The organism is Achromobacter aegrifaciens (assembly GCF_902859965.1).
Taxonomy (GTDB): Bacteria; Pseudomonadota; Gammaproteobacteria; order Burkholderiales; family Burkholderiaceae_B; genus Achromobacter; species Achromobacter aegrifaciens.
Genome location: NZ_CADIKO010000002.1, coordinates 856408 through 870153, shown reverse-complemented (window position 1 = coordinate 870153; position 13746 = coordinate 856408). Strand labels below are relative to the sequence as shown.

At 66.6% G+C, this 13746-nt stretch carries 13 protein-coding genes; 12 read left to right on the top strand and 1 reads right to left on the bottom strand.

Annotated features, from left to right (window positions below; translation table 11 throughout):
- Nucleotides 1-68: 68 nt before the first annotated feature.
- A complete protein-coding gene (locus HV793_RS15190; RefSeq protein ID WP_054454020.1) occupies nt 69-1028 on the bottom strand; it encodes a DMT family transporter in 960 nt (319 codons plus the stop codon).
- A gap of 87 nt (nt 1029-1115) precedes the next feature.
- Between HV793_RS15190 and HV793_RS15185 the strand changes: the two genes are divergently transcribed.
- From HV793_RS15185 to HV793_RS15130, 12 genes are all read left to right on the top strand, one after another.
- Nucleotides 1116-2021 carry a LysR family transcriptional regulator gene (locus HV793_RS15185; RefSeq protein WP_175213455.1) on the top strand — a complete coding sequence of 302 codons (906 nt, stop codon included), beginning with the start codon at nt 1116-1118 and terminating at the stop codon, nt 2019-2021.
- Between the two features lie 421 nt (nt 2022-2442).
- Entirely contained in the window at nt 2443-3489 is a 1047-nt protein-coding gene (locus HV793_RS15180) for a TRAP transporter substrate-binding protein (protein WP_054454026.1), read from the top strand.
- A gap of 196 nt (nt 3490-3685) precedes the next feature.
- Complete coding sequence (locus HV793_RS15175; protein WP_119449674.1) at nt 3686-4306, top strand: TRAP transporter small permease subunit; 621 nt, start codon at nt 3686-3688, stop codon at nt 4304-4306.
- The gene (locus HV793_RS15170; RefSeq protein WP_119449675.1) at nt 4303-5586 is read left to right on the top strand and encodes a TRAP transporter large permease; all 1284 of its coding nucleotides are present in this window, start codon (nt 4303-4305) and stop codon (nt 5584-5586) included. Before HV793_RS15175 ends, HV793_RS15170 begins: the two co-directional genes overlap by 4 nt.
- A gap of 74 nt (nt 5587-5660) precedes the next feature.
- On the top strand, nt 5661-6344 hold the full coding sequence (locus HV793_RS15165; RefSeq protein ID WP_054454032.1) for a DUF2848 domain-containing protein: 684 nt from the start codon (nt 5661-5663) through the stop codon (nt 6342-6344).
- 83 nt (nt 6345-6427) lie between these two features.
- Nucleotides 6428-7777 carry an amidase gene (locus HV793_RS15160; RefSeq protein WP_119449676.1) on the top strand — a complete coding sequence of 450 codons (1350 nt, stop codon included), beginning with the start codon at nt 6428-6430 and terminating at the stop codon, nt 7775-7777.
- Nucleotides 7778-7856: 79 nt separating this feature from the next.
- Nucleotides 7857-8762 (top strand): LysR family transcriptional regulator, encoded by a 906-nt coding sequence (locus HV793_RS15155; protein ID WP_088140712.1) that lies wholly within the window; start codon nt 7857-7859, stop codon nt 8760-8762.
- A gap of 107 nt (nt 8763-8869) precedes the next feature.
- On the top strand, nt 8870-9676 hold the full coding sequence (locus HV793_RS15150; RefSeq protein ID WP_054454824.1) for a putative hydro-lyase: 807 nt from the start codon (nt 8870-8872) through the stop codon (nt 9674-9676).
- Nucleotides 9677-9904: 228 nt separating this feature from the next.
- On the top strand, nt 9905-11152 hold the full coding sequence (locus HV793_RS15145) for an ABC transporter substrate-binding protein (RefSeq protein ID WP_054454039.1): 1248 nt from the start codon (nt 9905-9907) through the stop codon (nt 11150-11152).
- A gap of 48 nt (nt 11153-11200) precedes the next feature.
- Nucleotides 11201-12052, top strand: a complete 852-nt coding sequence (locus HV793_RS15140) for a branched-chain amino acid ABC transporter permease (RefSeq protein WP_175213454.1) — start codon at nt 11201-11203, stop codon at nt 12050-12052.
- A gap of 1 nt (nt 12053) precedes the next feature.
- Entirely contained in the window at nt 12054-13043 is a 990-nt protein-coding gene (locus HV793_RS15135; protein WP_175213453.1) for a branched-chain amino acid ABC transporter permease, read from the top strand.
- Nucleotides 13024-13746, top strand: coding sequence for an ABC transporter ATP-binding protein (locus tag HV793_RS15130; RefSeq protein ID WP_054454046.1), 723 nt, complete (start codon nt 13024-13026; stop codon nt 13744-13746). Before HV793_RS15135 ends, HV793_RS15130 begins: the two co-directional genes overlap by 20 nt.

Here is a 13746-nt window from a genome sequence, read left to right as displayed (position 1 = left end):
TCGCCCATGCGCGAAAGCGCAAAAAGCGACCCGCATTGTACGGGAGGCGGCGCCTGCGCGCTGCCGGCTCAGCGTGCGTCGGCTCCGGCCAGCGGCGCGGCCTGGGCGCGGCTGCGGCGCCATTCGATCAGGCCGATGCCGATGCCGCTGGCACAGATGATGGCGATGCCCAGCCAGGTCAGCGGGTCCGGGAAGTGGCCCCAGACCAGCCAGCCGACCGAGGTGGCGCTGATGATCTGCAGGTAGACGAAGGGCGCCAGGGTGGAAGCGGGCGCGCGGCGGTAGGCGGCGATCTGGAACAGATGGCCCAGGCCGCCGGTGATGCCGGTGGAGATCAGCACGACCCAGTCCAGCGGCGCCAGCGCCTTGAGCACGGGCAGGGCAGGCGGCAGGATGAAGGGCAGGGACAGGGTCAGGCAAAGCGTGCCGACGGCGCCGCTCCAGATCAGCGAGGTAAACGGGTCGTCGCCCGCCACGCGCCGCGTGGCGATGAACTGCACGGCGAAGCAACAGGCCGTGAGCAGGCCGAACACCGTGCCCACCGGATCCAGGCCGCCGCCCGGGCGGATCACGATGATCACGCCGATGAAGGCGATGCCGGCGGCCACGAAGCGCGACAGCCGGGCGGGTTCCTTGAGGACCCAGGGCGCGGCGGACAGCACCAGCAGCGGCGCCAGGAAGTTGATGGCGGTGGCCTCGGCCTGCGGGATGTAGCTCAGCGTGGTGAAGAACATCAGCGTGGCCAGGAACATCGAGCCGCCGCGCAGGATCTGTTCGCGCGGCTTCTTGCTGCGAAAAACGCCCAGGCCGCGCGCGGGCAGCACCAGGGCCAGCACCAGCGCCAGGTGCACGGCATAGCGGAACCACGACAGCACCAGCAGCGGCACGCCCGCATTCATGACCCACTTGCCGCTGGCATCCAGGCACGACAGCGTCCACATCGACAGCACCAGCAACAGCACCCCCATCATCGGGCCGCTGGAAGCGGGCGCTGCGCGGCGCGTGCGACCGTCATCGGCCGGGGTCATCGACAAACTCCTTTGTTGGCTGAAACGCCGGTTTGCAGGTACCGGGCGGCTGCCATGATACGCTCATCGCGCCGGGGGAACAGGCTCATGATAGAACTACGCAACATCGAAACTTTTTTTTGGGTGGCCACGCTGGGCAGTTTTCGCGCCGCGTCGGAGAAACTCAACACCACCCAGCCTGCGGTATCGCAGCGCATCGCCTCGCTGGAGGCCGACCTGGGCGTGCTCCTGTTCGAGCGCGAGGCGCGCGGCGTGAAGCTGACCGCCAAGGGGCATGAACTGCTGTCGCATGCCGAACGCATGCTGCAGGTGCGGCGCGATATGTTCGAAGCCGCGCGCGAGCAAAACGTCATGAGCGGCACCGTGCGCATCGGCGTGGCCGAGACCATCGTGCAGACCTGGCTGCCCACGCTGATCGAGCTGATCCATGCGAACTATCCGGCGCTGGTGCTGGAAATAGAGGTGGACACGACGCATGTGCTGCGCTCGCACCTGATGTCGCGCCAGATCGATCTGGCCTTCCTGATGGGGCCGGTGCTCGAGGCGCGTGTGGAAAACCTGCCCCTATGCACCTATCCGCTGGCTTGGGTCGCCAGCCCCCTGTTGGATCTGGGGCCGGAGCCGCTGACATTGGAGCGGATAGGCAAGCTGCCCATCATCACCTATCCCTCCAACAGCGCGCCTTACCGCGTGGTGCGCGACATGCTGACTCGCGCCGGCGTGACGTCGCCGCGCATGTACGGCAGTGCGTCGATGTCGATGGTGGTGCGGATGACGCAGGACGCCATCGGCACCAGCGTCATCGCGCCGGTGTTCCTGGGCAAGGAGCTGGCGCGCGGCGAATTGCGCATCCTGCGCGTGGAGGCGGATCCTTTGCCGGAACTGAGCTTCACGGCTACCTGGGTGCAGGGGCCGGATAGTCACGCGGTACGGGTCATCGCGCAGATGGCGCAGAAGGTGGCCGAGCAGGCTGCGGACGGGATTCCGCTCTAGGTGTTTACCCCAGCAGGGGCTGCGCCGCCGGCCGTAGCGGCCGTGCGCCGCGGCCACGTTGCGACGCGCCCAACTGCCCGCCAAGCCGCGCCACCGCGTCGTTTGCGCGAAACGCGGGGCGCTTGCCGCACGAGACCAAAGAAAAATTTATACCCCCGTATCGCAACATACGATTGGACGCTCCGCGCCCCTGACGCTGCAATGGCGCCACATCAATAACGATCGCCTGGATGCATAGAGCGGGGGAAAGCATGAACCAGCGTATGTCCCATTCCCGGAACCGGGCGGCAAGCCATGCCGCGCAGGCGCGACGCGCGCCGCTGCGCGGCTGATCTCCAGACTCTTCGATTGCCACCGCGCGCCGCCAGGATAACGGGATCCGGCGCGCGGCATACCATCCCGCCAGCCAGGAGTTTTGTCCATGAAGAAGTCGCTAGTTTTCGCCGCCGTCGCCGCCAGCCTGTTGGCCGGCGCCGTCCAGGCCCAGGACCTCCCCAAGACCCAGTTGAAAGTCGTGGGCGGCCTGAGCAACCTGACCGCCTACAACGATTACGAAAAGCCGTTCTGGACCAAGACCATCCCCGAGCTGTCCAAGGGCCAGGTCACGGCCGACATCAAGGGCTTCAACGAAATGGGCTTGAAGGGCCCCGAATTGCTGCGCCTGATGTCGCAGGGCGTGGTCGAATTCGGCACCGCCACCCTGGCGTACTTCGCCAGTGACAATCCCATCAACGAAGCGATCGACCTGGCCGGCCTGGCGCCCGACGTCAAGACCGCGCGCGCCGTCACCGACGCGTTCGAACCGGTCTACGCCAAGCTGTATGGCGAGGGCAGCAACGTCAAGCTGCTGGGCATTTCCACCTATCCCGCGCAGGTGCTGTTCTGCAACGCCGAAATCAAGGGCCTGGCCGACATCAAGGGCAAGAAGGTCCGCACCAGCAGCCGTACCACCGCCGAGTTCGTCGAAGCGCTGGGCGGCTCCAGCGTGACCATGGCCTTCGGCGAAGTGGTGCCGGCGCTGCAGAACAAGGTGGTGGATTGCGCCATCACGGGTTCGCTGTCCGGCTATTCGGCCAAGTGGTACGAAGTGTCGACCCACCTGGTCGCGCTGCCGATCAACTGGAACCAGCAGATCCACGCCGTGAACCAGAAGGCCTGGGACAAGCTGGACCCCAACGTGCGCACCTTCCTGCAGACCAATGTGAAGACGCTGGTCGACAACATCTGGGACGCCGCCGCGCGCCAGACGCAGGAAGGCTATGACTGCAACACGGGCGCTGCCGCTTGCCCGTTCCCGGTCAAGGGCAAGATGGTCCTGGTCCAGCCCTCGGATGCTGACCGCGCGCTGCTGAAGAAGGTCACCGAAGAAGCCGTGCTGCCGAAGTGGGCCGCGCGCTGCTCGGCCCAGTGCGTGAAGGACTTCAACGCCACCATCGGCAAGACGCTGGGCGTGGTGGCGAAGAAGTAGTCTCCCCCCCGAAGCGCTACCGCGCTTCCCCCCCAGGGGGGCATGCCTGCGGACCGGCGGAGCCGGATCCGCGGCATCCCGATTTGGGGAGGGGGGCGATGGATCGGGAGAGCTGGCTCCGTGGGGCGTCCCGATAGGGCGGTTCTCGACATAGCTGGGGCGGCGATGTGTGCCTGGCCCTGCAAAGGTTTTACTCATGACTCAATCTGAACACTTCCGCCTGCTGGGCGGGCTATTGCGGCGCGCCGAGAGCTTTTCGCGCTTGGCCGTGTGGGCCGGCGGCGCGCTGACGGTGGCCAGCGTGCTGCTGATCTCGTTCGATGTGCTGGCCCGCAAGTTCCTGGGCTTCACGACCGGCGGCGCGGACGAGCTGTCCAGCTACGCCTTCGCCATCAGCACGTCGTGGGCGCTGGCGTTCGCCACGTTGCAGCGCGCCAATGTGCGCGTGGACGTGGTCTACCAATACATGCCGGTGCGCATCGCCGCCGTGCTGGACTGGATTTCCATGGTGGCCCTGGCGGTCTTCATGGTGTACCTGACTTACTACGCGTCGGAGGTGGTGCAGACCTCCTGGGCGCAGAAATCCGCGGCCAATACGCCGCTGGCCACGCCGTTGTGGATTCCGCAGGGCCTGTGGCTGCTCGGCCTGGGCTGGATGTGCATCACCGTCGCGCTGATGCTGGCGCGCGCTTCCGCCGCGCTGGTCACGGGCGACATTGAACTGGTCAGGAGCATTTGCGGCGTGCGTTCGGCGCAGGAAGAAGCCGACGAGGAAGCCGCCGCCGGCGAGCGCATGGTGAAGGGAGAGGCCGCATGATTTCCACCGCATTGATACTGCTTCTGGTGCTGATCGGCCTGTCCATTCCGGTGGGCGCGGCGCTGGGCGTGCTGGGCCTGATCCTGGACCCGCTGTTCTCCATGCTGCCGCTTACGCGCGCCATCGGCGAAGTTTCCTGGAGCACCAACAACGAATTCCTGCTGGTGGCGATCCCGCTGTTCATCATGCTGGGCGAGGTGCTGCTGCGCGCAGGCTTCGCCGAACGCATGTATGGCGCGATGAGCCTTTGGCTGTCGTGGCTGCCGGGCGGACTGATGCACGCCAACATCGGCGCCTCGACGCTGTTCTCGGCCACCTCGGGCTCCAGCGTGGCGACCGCCGCGACGGTGGGCACGGTGGCCATTCCGCAGATCCGCAAGTACGGCTACAACGAGCCGCTGTTCCTGGGCAGCCTGGCCGCCGGCGGCACGCTGGGCATCCTGATCCCGCCTTCGATCAATCTGGTCATCTATGGCGTGCTGACGAACTCCTCGGTGCCCAAGCTCTACCTGGCCGGCATCATTCCGGGTTTCGCGATGGCCGCGCTGTTCATGCTGACGGTGGTCATCGCCTGCGTCGCCAAGCCGTCCTGGGGCGGCAAGAAGATCCAGGCGAGCTGGGGCCAGCGCTTTGCCAGCCTGGTGCATCTGGCGCCGCCCATGGGGATCTTCTTCCTGGTGGTGGGTTCCATCTACGCCGGCCTGGCCACGCCGACCGAGGCGGCCGCGCTGGGCGTGCTGGGCGCGTTCATCCTGGCGGCCTGGTTCCGCCGTCTGTCGTGGTCGATGCTGCGCGAGGTCATGGAAGGCACCATGCGCTCCACGGCCATGATCATGCTGATCGTGGTGGCGGCCAGCTTTCTGAACTTCGTCATGTCCGCGACCGGGCTGACCGATGCGCTGACCAAGTCGATCACGGGCCTGGGCCTGTCGCCCGGCTGGATGCTGCTGATCGTGGTGATTTTCTACCTGGTGCTGGGCTGCTTCATGGAAACGCTGTCCATGATGATCACGACCATCCCCATCGTGGCGCCCATCATGATCGGCCTGGGGTTCGATCCCATCTGGCTGGGCATCGTCATCATCATCCTGGTCGAAGCCGCCTTGATCACGCCGCCCGTGGGCCTGAACCTGTTCGTGGTGCAGAGCCTGCGCAAGAGCGGTTCCATGAGCGCGGTCATCATGGGCAGCCTGCCGTTCGTGGCCGCTATGTTCGTGATGCTGGCGTTGCTGGCCTTCTGGCCGGACGTGGCGCTGTGGCTGCCGCGCGTGTTCGGCTGACCTTCGTTCCCTAGACATTCCGGGGCGCGGCGAACCGCCGCGTCCTTCATCCCCTTATTCTCAGCAGGACAGATATGAAAGCCGTATTCCAGATCGAAGACTCGCAACCCCGCCAGGTGGAAGTGGAGTTCAACACCCTGATCGTCGCCGGCTGGGCCGGACGCGACATGGCCGCGATCGAGCACCACATCGAAGAACTCGCCGCCATCGGCGTGCCGCGCCCCAGCAGCGTGCCGCTGTACTACCGCATCGCCGACAACCAGCTGACCCAGAAGGAAACCGTGCAGGCGCTGGGCGAAGATTCGTCGGGAGAAGTCGAGACCTTCGTGTTCTCCGTGGACGGCGAAATGTACGTCAGCATCGCGTCCGACCATACCGACCGCAAGCTGGAAACCTATAGCGTGGCGATGTCCAAGCAGGTCTGCGTCAAGCCCGTGGCCACGAGCGCCTGGCGTCTGGCCGACGTGGCGGACTACTGGGACGAGCTCATCATCCGTTCCTACATCGTCGAGAACGGCGTGGAAGTGCTGTACCAGGAAGGCCCGCTGGCGTCGCTGCGCACGCCGCAGGACCTGATCGCAGGCTATACCGGCGGCGCCACGGTGCTGCCGGCCGGCGCGGGCATGACCTGCGGCACGGTGGGCGCGATCGGCGGCATCCGCGCCGCGGCCGACTTCACCATGGAGTTGCACGATCCGCGGCGCCAGCGCAGCCTGCGCCACCGCTATCATGTCGAGACGCTCCCCGTGGTGGCCTGATTCAGGCCCCAGGCGCTGATCGCGAGGCGCGCCCGCTGGCGCGCCCGTTTGCACTCAAGCCGCAAGACGGCACTAGGATGACTATGGTTCCGACTTTGAATGATCTGACCCAGGCCCTGCAAGAGGGCCGCAGCACCTCCGTGGAACTGACGCAGGCGGCGCTGGCCCGCGCGCAGGACGAAGCGGGCGAGGGCGCCCGCGCGTTCACCCGCCTGTACGCCGAATCGGCATTGGCGCAGGCGCAAGCCTCCGACACGCTGCGCGCCGCCGGCATCGTCCGCTCCGCGATCGAGGGCCTGCCCATCAGCATCAAGGATCTCTTCGACGTGGAAGGCGAGACCACGATGGCGGGCTCGGTGGCCCGCGAGGGCGAACCGGCGGCCGACGCCGACGCCGAAGTCGTGCGCCGCCTGATCGCCGCAGGCGCGGTCATCATCGGCCGCACCAACATGACCGAATTTGCCTATTCGGGCCTGGGCATCAATCCCCATTACGGCACGCCCCTGAACCCCTACGACCGCGCCACCGGCCGCATCCCGGGCGGCTCGTCCTCGGGCGCCGCGGTGTCGGTTGCCGACGGCATGTCGGCCGCGGCCATCGGCTCGGACACCGGCGGTTCCGTGCGCATTCCGGCCGCGCTGTGCGGCCTGACGGGCTTCAAGCCCAGCGCCTGGCGCGTCTCCATGGAAGGCGTGCTGCCGCTGTCGGCCAACCTGGACTCCATCGGCCCGATCGCCGCCAGCGTGCGTTGCTGCGCCGAGCTGGACGCCATCCTGTCCGGGGACGGCGGCCCGGTGCCGGAAGCGGCCGTGCTGCACGGCCTGCGCCTGGCCATCCCGACCACGCTGGCGCTGGACGCCATGGACAAGCATGTCGCCGACAGCTTTGCAGTCGCCGTCAGCCGCCTGAAGGCCGCCGGCGCCCTGGTCGAAGAGATTGCGATTCCGGAATTCGCCGAACTGGCCGCCATCAACGCCAAGGGCGGCTTCACCGCCGCCGAGGCCTGGGCCTGGCACCGCGACTTGATCGCCCGCGCCGGCAAGCGCTATGACCCGCGCGTGGTGTCGCGCATCATGCGTGGCAAGGACATGAGCGCGGCCGACTACCTGGACCTGCTGGATGCGCGGGAAGCCTGGGTCGCGGCAGTGGACCGGCGCATCGCCGGCTACGACGCCCTGATCATGCCGACCACGCCCATCGTGGCGCCGGCGGTGGCCGACCTGCAGGCCTCGGACGAGGCCTACTACGCCGCCAATGGCCTGATCCTGCGCAATCCGACGCTGATCAATTTCCTGGATGGCTGCGCGCTGTCGCTGCCTTGCCATGCCGCAGGCACGGCGCCGGTGGGCCTGATGATCGCGGGCAGCAACGGCGCCGACCGCCGCATCCTGAGCATCGGCCTGGCGGTGGAAGCGCTCTACGCCGGCCAGTGACGCGCAGCGGGGGCGGGCGGCAGCCGCCGGGCCCGCCCCGGGCGCTAAGATGGCGGCTGCATAGCCGGATGCCGCCGCCATGATCGATCTGCGCAATATCGAAACGTTCTTCTGGGTCGCCACACTGGGCGGTTTCCGGGCGGCCGCCGAAAAGCTGAACGCCACCCAGCCCGCCATTTCCCAGCGCATCGCGTCGCTGGAATCCGATCTGGGCGTGCGCCTGTTCGACCGCGATGCGCGCGGTATCAAGCTGACGGGCAAGGGACGCGAACTGCTGTCGCACGCCGAGCGCATGCTGCAGATGCGGCGCGATATGCAGGAGGCCGCGCGCGCCAAGAGCGTCATGAGCGGCATGTTGCGGCTGGGGGTGTCGGAAACCATCGTCCATACCTGGCTGCCGACCCTGATGGAGTATCTGCACGACGTCTATCCGGCGCTGATGGTCGAGATCCAGGTGGATACGACCACCGTGCTGAAGACGCAGCTCGCCTCGCGCCAGATCGACCTGGCGTTCCTGCTCGGGCCGATGGAAGAGCCGCGCATCGAAAACCTGTATCTCTGCAACTACCCGCTGAGCTGGGTGGCCAGTCCCAAGCTCAAGGTGGGGCGCCAGCCCATCCCCTTGAAGCGGCTGGCCGAATGGCCCGTCATCACGTATCCGTCCACCACCGACCCGCACCGCGCCGTGCGCCAGCTGTTGCAGCAGGCCGGCGTGGAGGCGCCGCGCATGTACGGCAGTTCGGCGCTCAGCGTCATCGTGCGGATGGCGCAGGACGGCATCGGCACCGCGGTCATCGCGCCCGTCATCCTGCACAAGGAGCTGGCGCAAGGCGAATTGCGCATCCTGGACGTGAAGGCGCCGGCCTTGCCGCCGCTGCACTACACCGCCTGCTGGATGCAGGGGCCGGACAGCCAGATTCCGCGCGCGGTGGCCGAAGCAGCGCAGCAGATTGCGCGCGAAGAGGCGCTGCGCCATCCGGCATAACCCTGATAAGTAATTTTGATCGGGGTCTATCGCAACTTGTGATTGGACGCTGCTGCGCGGTTCCTGTGCAATGTCCCCATACTTGAATCGTCATTGAAGGGATGGACATGCATACGAACCCTGCCGCGCGCACTAGCGTGGAATTGGCCCGCCAGGCGCGCCTGGATGCGCGCAGCGGCAAGCTCACCGGCCCCACCGCCAACCTGGCGCCCGGCCATGTACAGGCCAACCTGGCGATCCTGCCGCGCGCGCTGGCGGCGGATTTCCTGCATTTCTGTCAACGCAATCCCAAGCCCTGTCCCTTGCTCGCCATGTCCGAACCGGGCGATCCCGCTGTGCCGGAACTGGGCCAGGACATCGACATCCGCAGCGACATCCCGCGTTATCGCGTCTGGCAGAACGGCGAGCTGGTGGCCGAGCCCACCGACGTGCGCGACCTGTGGCGCGACGATCTGGTGTCGTTCCTGATCGGCTGCTCGTTCTCCTTCGAGGAAGCGATGCTGGACAACGGCCTGCCCGTGCGCCACATCGAGCAGGGCTGCAACGTGCCCATGTACCGCACCAGCATCCCGACCCATGCCGCGGGCGTGTTCGGCGGCCCCTTGGTCGTATCCATGCGTCCTCTGAAGGCCGCGGACGCCATCCGCGCCATCCAGGTCACTTCGCGTTTTCCCTCGGTCCACGGCGCGCCGGTGCATATCGGCGACCCCGCGTTGATCGGGATTGCCGACGTCAACCGCCCGGACTATGGTGATCCGGTGGAGATACGCGAAGGCGAGATGCCTGTGTTCTGGGCCTGCGGCGTGACGCCGCAGTCGGTGGTCGCAGCCGTGCGGCCGGAGTTCTGCATTACCCACGCGCCGGGCCACATGCTGGTCACGGACCTCATCAATAGCCGGATGGCGGTGTTCTGACCGCCTGCGATCCGCTTTCTCAGCAGCGCGTAAGCGGGTAGCGGTTAGAAGTCGTACTCGCGCTGCAATACCAGTTGTGCCACCAAAACGATCCATTAAAGGACAAGGGGAAATGGCGACAACCGCTTTGAATCTGGGGCCTTCCGGCTTGCCGGACGGTCTCGTGCCGCCGCGAACGCGGCCATGCATTGCTTTCATACCCAGCCGGTCCAATCCAGGAGTCCAGTTATGAAGATGAAGCTCATCGCGGGTGTCGCCGCGAGCCTGGCGCTGATGTGCGCCGTTCCCGCGCAGGCGCAACAGGCCGTGCGCATCGGCGCGATCTATCCGCTATCGGGCGCCTTGGCGTCGACGGGGTCTGAAATCAAGGCGGCCGTCGAACTGGCGGTCGAAATCATCAACAATCCGCATCCCGAACTGGAAGGCATACCGCTGGCCGCGGGCAGCGGGCTGCCGGCGCTGGGAGGCGCCAAGATCGAAGTGGTGTTCGGCGATTCCCAGGGCAAGCCCGAAGTGGGCCTGGCTGATGCCCAACGCCTGATCGACCAGGAAAAGGTCGTGGCCCTGACCGGCGCCTACCAGTCCGCCGTGACCAAGACCGCCAGCCGCATCGCCGAGCAGCGCGGCATTCCCTATGTAAACGGCGAATCCAGCAGCCCGGACCTGACCGAGCGCGGCTACAAGTGGTTCTTCCGCACCTCGCCCAATGACGATACCTTCGTCGAGAACATGATGCAGTTCCTGGACGGCGTGAAGGCCGTGCCGACCGCCAAGATCGCCGTGGTGTACGAGAACACCGACTTCGGCGTGAACACCTACAAGGCGGTCGAAAAGTTCGCCAAGCAGTACAAGCGCCAACTGGTCGCCAACATCGCCTATAGCGCGGGCTCGGCCTCGGTGACGGCGGAAGTGCAGAAACTCGCCGCCGCCAAGCCGGACGTGGCGATCTTCGCCAGCTATACGTCGGACGCCATGCTGTTCGTGCGCACCATGCGCGAAAGCAAGTACGCGCCGCCGGTGCTGCTGGCCAACGACGCCGGCTTCATCGATTCGCGCTTCGTGCAGGAAGTGGGGCCGCAGGTCCAGGGCGTGCTGACGCGCGACGTCTGGGGCAATGACGTGGCCGCATCCAAGGCCGGGCTGAAGAAGATCAACGACATGTACAAGGCCAAGACGGGCAAGGATCTGAACGGCAACAACGCGCGTTCGATGCAAGGGGTGCTGGTGCTGGCCGACGCGATCAACCGGGCCGGCTCGACGGACCCCGAGGCGATCCGCAAGGCGCTGGCCGCCACCGATCTGGGCGAGGCGCAGGTCGCGATGCCCTGGGCCGGCGTGCAGTTCGACGCCAAGGGCCAGAACACCAAGGGTTCGGGCCTGATCCTGGAGCTCAAGGGCGCCGCCTACCAGACCGTATGGCCGGAAAAATACCGTACGGACAAGAACCTGCCCACGCTGCCGTTCACCTGGAAGTAAACATAGTCTGACGCGGCGGGCCGCGGGGCCTGCCGCGAGGAGCACTCCATGTTCGAAGCTCTCTCGGCAGGCCTGTTCAACGGCCTGATCTATGCCGCGGTGGCGGTGGGGCTGGCGCTGATATGGGGCATCACCGACGTCATCAACTTCGCCCATGGCGAGTTCCTGATGCTGGGCATGTATGCCGCCTATTGGCTCTACACGCTGGGCCACATCGATCCCACGCTGTCGGCGCCGCTGGTGGCGGTCCTGCTCGCCTTCGTCGGCTTCCTGACCTATGCGCTCATCATCCGCCGCCTGCAAAAGGGGCCGGCGATGGCGGTCATCCTGGCCACCTTCGGTCTCGGGCTGGTGCTGCGTCAGATCGCCTTCATCGCCTTCAGTCCCGACTACCGCAGCCTGCCGGACACGCTGGTGTCGGGCAGCGTCACGGTTGCCGGCATCTCGCTGGGCAGGCCCCAGGTGGTCACGGGCCTGGTCGCGCTGGTGGTGGTGGTGGCGCTGTTCATCCTGGTGTATCGCACGCGCTGGGGCCATGCCTTGCAGGCCGTGGCGGAAGACCGCCAGGTGGCGGCGCTGGTGGGCATTTCGCCGGACCGGGTAAACGCCCAGGTCTGGATGCTGGGCAGCGCGGCGGTGGGGCTGGCTGGCGCCTTGCTGACCACCTTCTTCTACGTGTTTCCCTCGGTGGGCACCGTGTTCGGCCTGCTGGCCTTCGTGGCCGTGTGCATGGGCGGCTTCGGCTCGCTGCCGGGCGCCTTCATCGCGGGCATCCTGATCGGGATCATCGAAGCCATGACGGGTTACTTCGTCGCGCCGGCCTTGAAGACGGTGAGCGTCTTCATCCTGTTCATCCTGGTTCTCTGGTATCGGCCGCGCGGCCTGTTCGGGCGGTGGTGAGATGAACAAGACAGACAATATCGATCCCGCGTCCGCCGGCGTGCCCAAATGGCCGGTCCTGGCCGCGGCCGTGGCCGCCATCCTGATGGCCCTGGTGCCGCTGGCGGTAAAGGACGCCTTCACCCTGCAGGTGCTGCTGCTGGCCATCATGTTCGGCGCGCTGGGCGCGTGCTGGAACCTCGTGGGCGGCTTCCTTGGGCGGATCTCCTTCGGGCACAGTGTGTTCGTGGGGGTAGGGGGCTACACCACCTTGCTGCTCCTGCACCATCTGAAGCTCACGCCGCTCTTGGGCATCCCGCTCGGCGGGGTGATCAGCGCCGCGCTGGCCTGGCTGGTGGGCGGACCTACGCTGCGGCTGTCCGGCCACTACTTCGCCATGGCCACCATCGCGCTGCTGCAGATCGGCCTGCTGCTGATGATCAACTGGGAATGGGCGGGCGGCGCGGTCGGCCTGGAGGCGCCCATCGGCGACGCCGCCTGGATGTTGCTGTTCCGCAGCAAGGTGCCGTACTACTGGATCGCGGTGGGCCTGGCCTTCCTGACCTTCTGCGCCACGTTCTTCCTGGTGCATTCCAAGACCGGCTTCTATTGGCGCGCCATCAACGGCGACGAGGCGGCCTCGCGCAGCCTGGGCGTGCCTGCGGACCGCTACAAGATGCTGGCTTTCGTGATGTCGGCGGGCATGACGGGCGTATGGGGCGGCTTCTTCGCCATGTACGTGGGCTTCATCGATCCGGAATCCATGTTCAACCTGACGATGTCGGTGCAGGTCGTGCTGGTGACCATCCTGGGCGGGGTCGGCACGCTGATCGGCCCGTGGCTGGGCGCGGCCGTGCTGCTGCCGCTATCCGAGGGCACGCGCGTGCTGTGGGGCAGTTCGGGCATGGGCCTGGACCTGCTGGTTTTCGGCCTGGCTATTTTGTTGGTCACCATGTTCCTGCCGGGCGGGCTGGTCACACTGAGGAGGCGCCGTGGCTCTGCTGGACGTTAAGAACCTGACCAAGCAATTCGGCGGCCTGGTCGCGAACAAGGACATCTCGCTGTCGGTCGAGGCGGGCGAGATCGTCGCCATCATCGGCCCGAACGGGGCGGGCAAGAGCACCTTGTTCAACGGCCTGGTGGGGCACCACGAGCCCACCTCAGGCTCGGTGACCTTCGATGGCCAGTCGATGATAGGCCGGCGGCCCGAACAGGTGGCTGCCATGGGCCTGGTGCGCACTTATCAGATCCCGCGCAGCTTCGGACAGATGACGGTGTTGGAAAACGCCATGGTCGGCGCGCTGTTGCGCCATCCGCGCCTGCAGGACGCACGCCGCGAATCGGCCCGTGTGCTGGAACTGGTGGGCCTGGCCGAGCGCGCCGACGTGAGGGCGTCCGAACTCAATGTGGCGGGACAGAAGCGGGTCGAACTGGCCCGGGCGCTGGCCACCGAGCCGCGCATGCTGCTGCTGGACGAAGTGGCGGGCGGCCTGAATCCGGCCGAGGCCATCGCCCTGTCCGAGATCCTGCGCGGCATCCACGCGTCGGGCGTCACGCTCATCATCGTGGAGCATGTGCTGGAGGTGGTCATGCGGCTGGCGCAGAGGGTGCTGGTGCTGAACTTCGGCCAGATGATCGCCGAGGGCGCGCCGCAGGAAATCGTGCGCGACCCGGCTGTGATCGAAGCCTATCTGGGGAGAAAGCACCGTGCCTGA

What these genes read in the sequence shown, in the direction of transcription:
- HV793_RS15160 (WP_119449676.1), top strand. Translation starts at nt 6,428, where the DNA reads ATGGTTCCGACTTTGAATGATCTGACCCAGGCCCTGCAAGAGGGCCGC.
- HV793_RS15140 (WP_175213454.1), top strand. Translation starts at nt 11,201, where the DNA reads ATGTTCGAAGCTCTCTCGGCAGGCCTGTTCAACGGCCTGATCTATGCC.
- HV793_RS15170 (WP_119449675.1), top strand. Translation starts at nt 4,303, where the DNA reads ATGATTTCCACCGCATTGATACTGCTTCTGGTGCTGATCGGCCTGTCC.
- HV793_RS15175 (WP_119449674.1), top strand. Translation starts at nt 3,686, where the DNA reads ATGACTCAATCTGAACACTTCCGCCTGCTGGGCGGGCTATTGCGGCGC.
- HV793_RS15145 (WP_054454039.1), top strand. Translation starts at nt 9,905, where the DNA reads ATGAAGATGAAGCTCATCGCGGGTGTCGCCGCGAGCCTGGCGCTGATG.
- HV793_RS15180 (WP_054454026.1), top strand. Translation starts at nt 2,443, where the DNA reads ATGAAGAAGTCGCTAGTTTTCGCCGCCGTCGCCGCCAGCCTGTTGGCC.
- HV793_RS15190 (WP_054454020.1), bottom strand. Translation starts at nt 1,028, where the DNA reads ATGACCCCGGCCGATGACGGTCGCACGCGCCGCGCAGCGCCCGCTTCC.
- HV793_RS15165 (WP_054454032.1), top strand. Translation starts at nt 5,661, where the DNA reads ATGAAAGCCGTATTCCAGATCGAAGACTCGCAACCCCGCCAGGTGGAA.
- HV793_RS15135 (WP_175213453.1), top strand. Translation starts at nt 12,054, where the DNA reads ATGAACAAGACAGACAATATCGATCCCGCGTCCGCCGGCGTGCCCAAA.
- HV793_RS15185 (WP_175213455.1), top strand. Translation starts at nt 1,116, where the DNA reads ATGATAGAACTACGCAACATCGAAACTTTTTTTTGGGTGGCCACGCTG.
- HV793_RS15150 (WP_054454824.1), top strand. Translation starts at nt 8,870, where the DNA reads ATGCATACGAACCCTGCCGCGCGCACTAGCGTGGAATTGGCCCGCCAG.
- HV793_RS15155 (WP_088140712.1), top strand. Translation starts at nt 7,857, where the DNA reads ATGATCGATCTGCGCAATATCGAAACGTTCTTCTGGGTCGCCACACTG.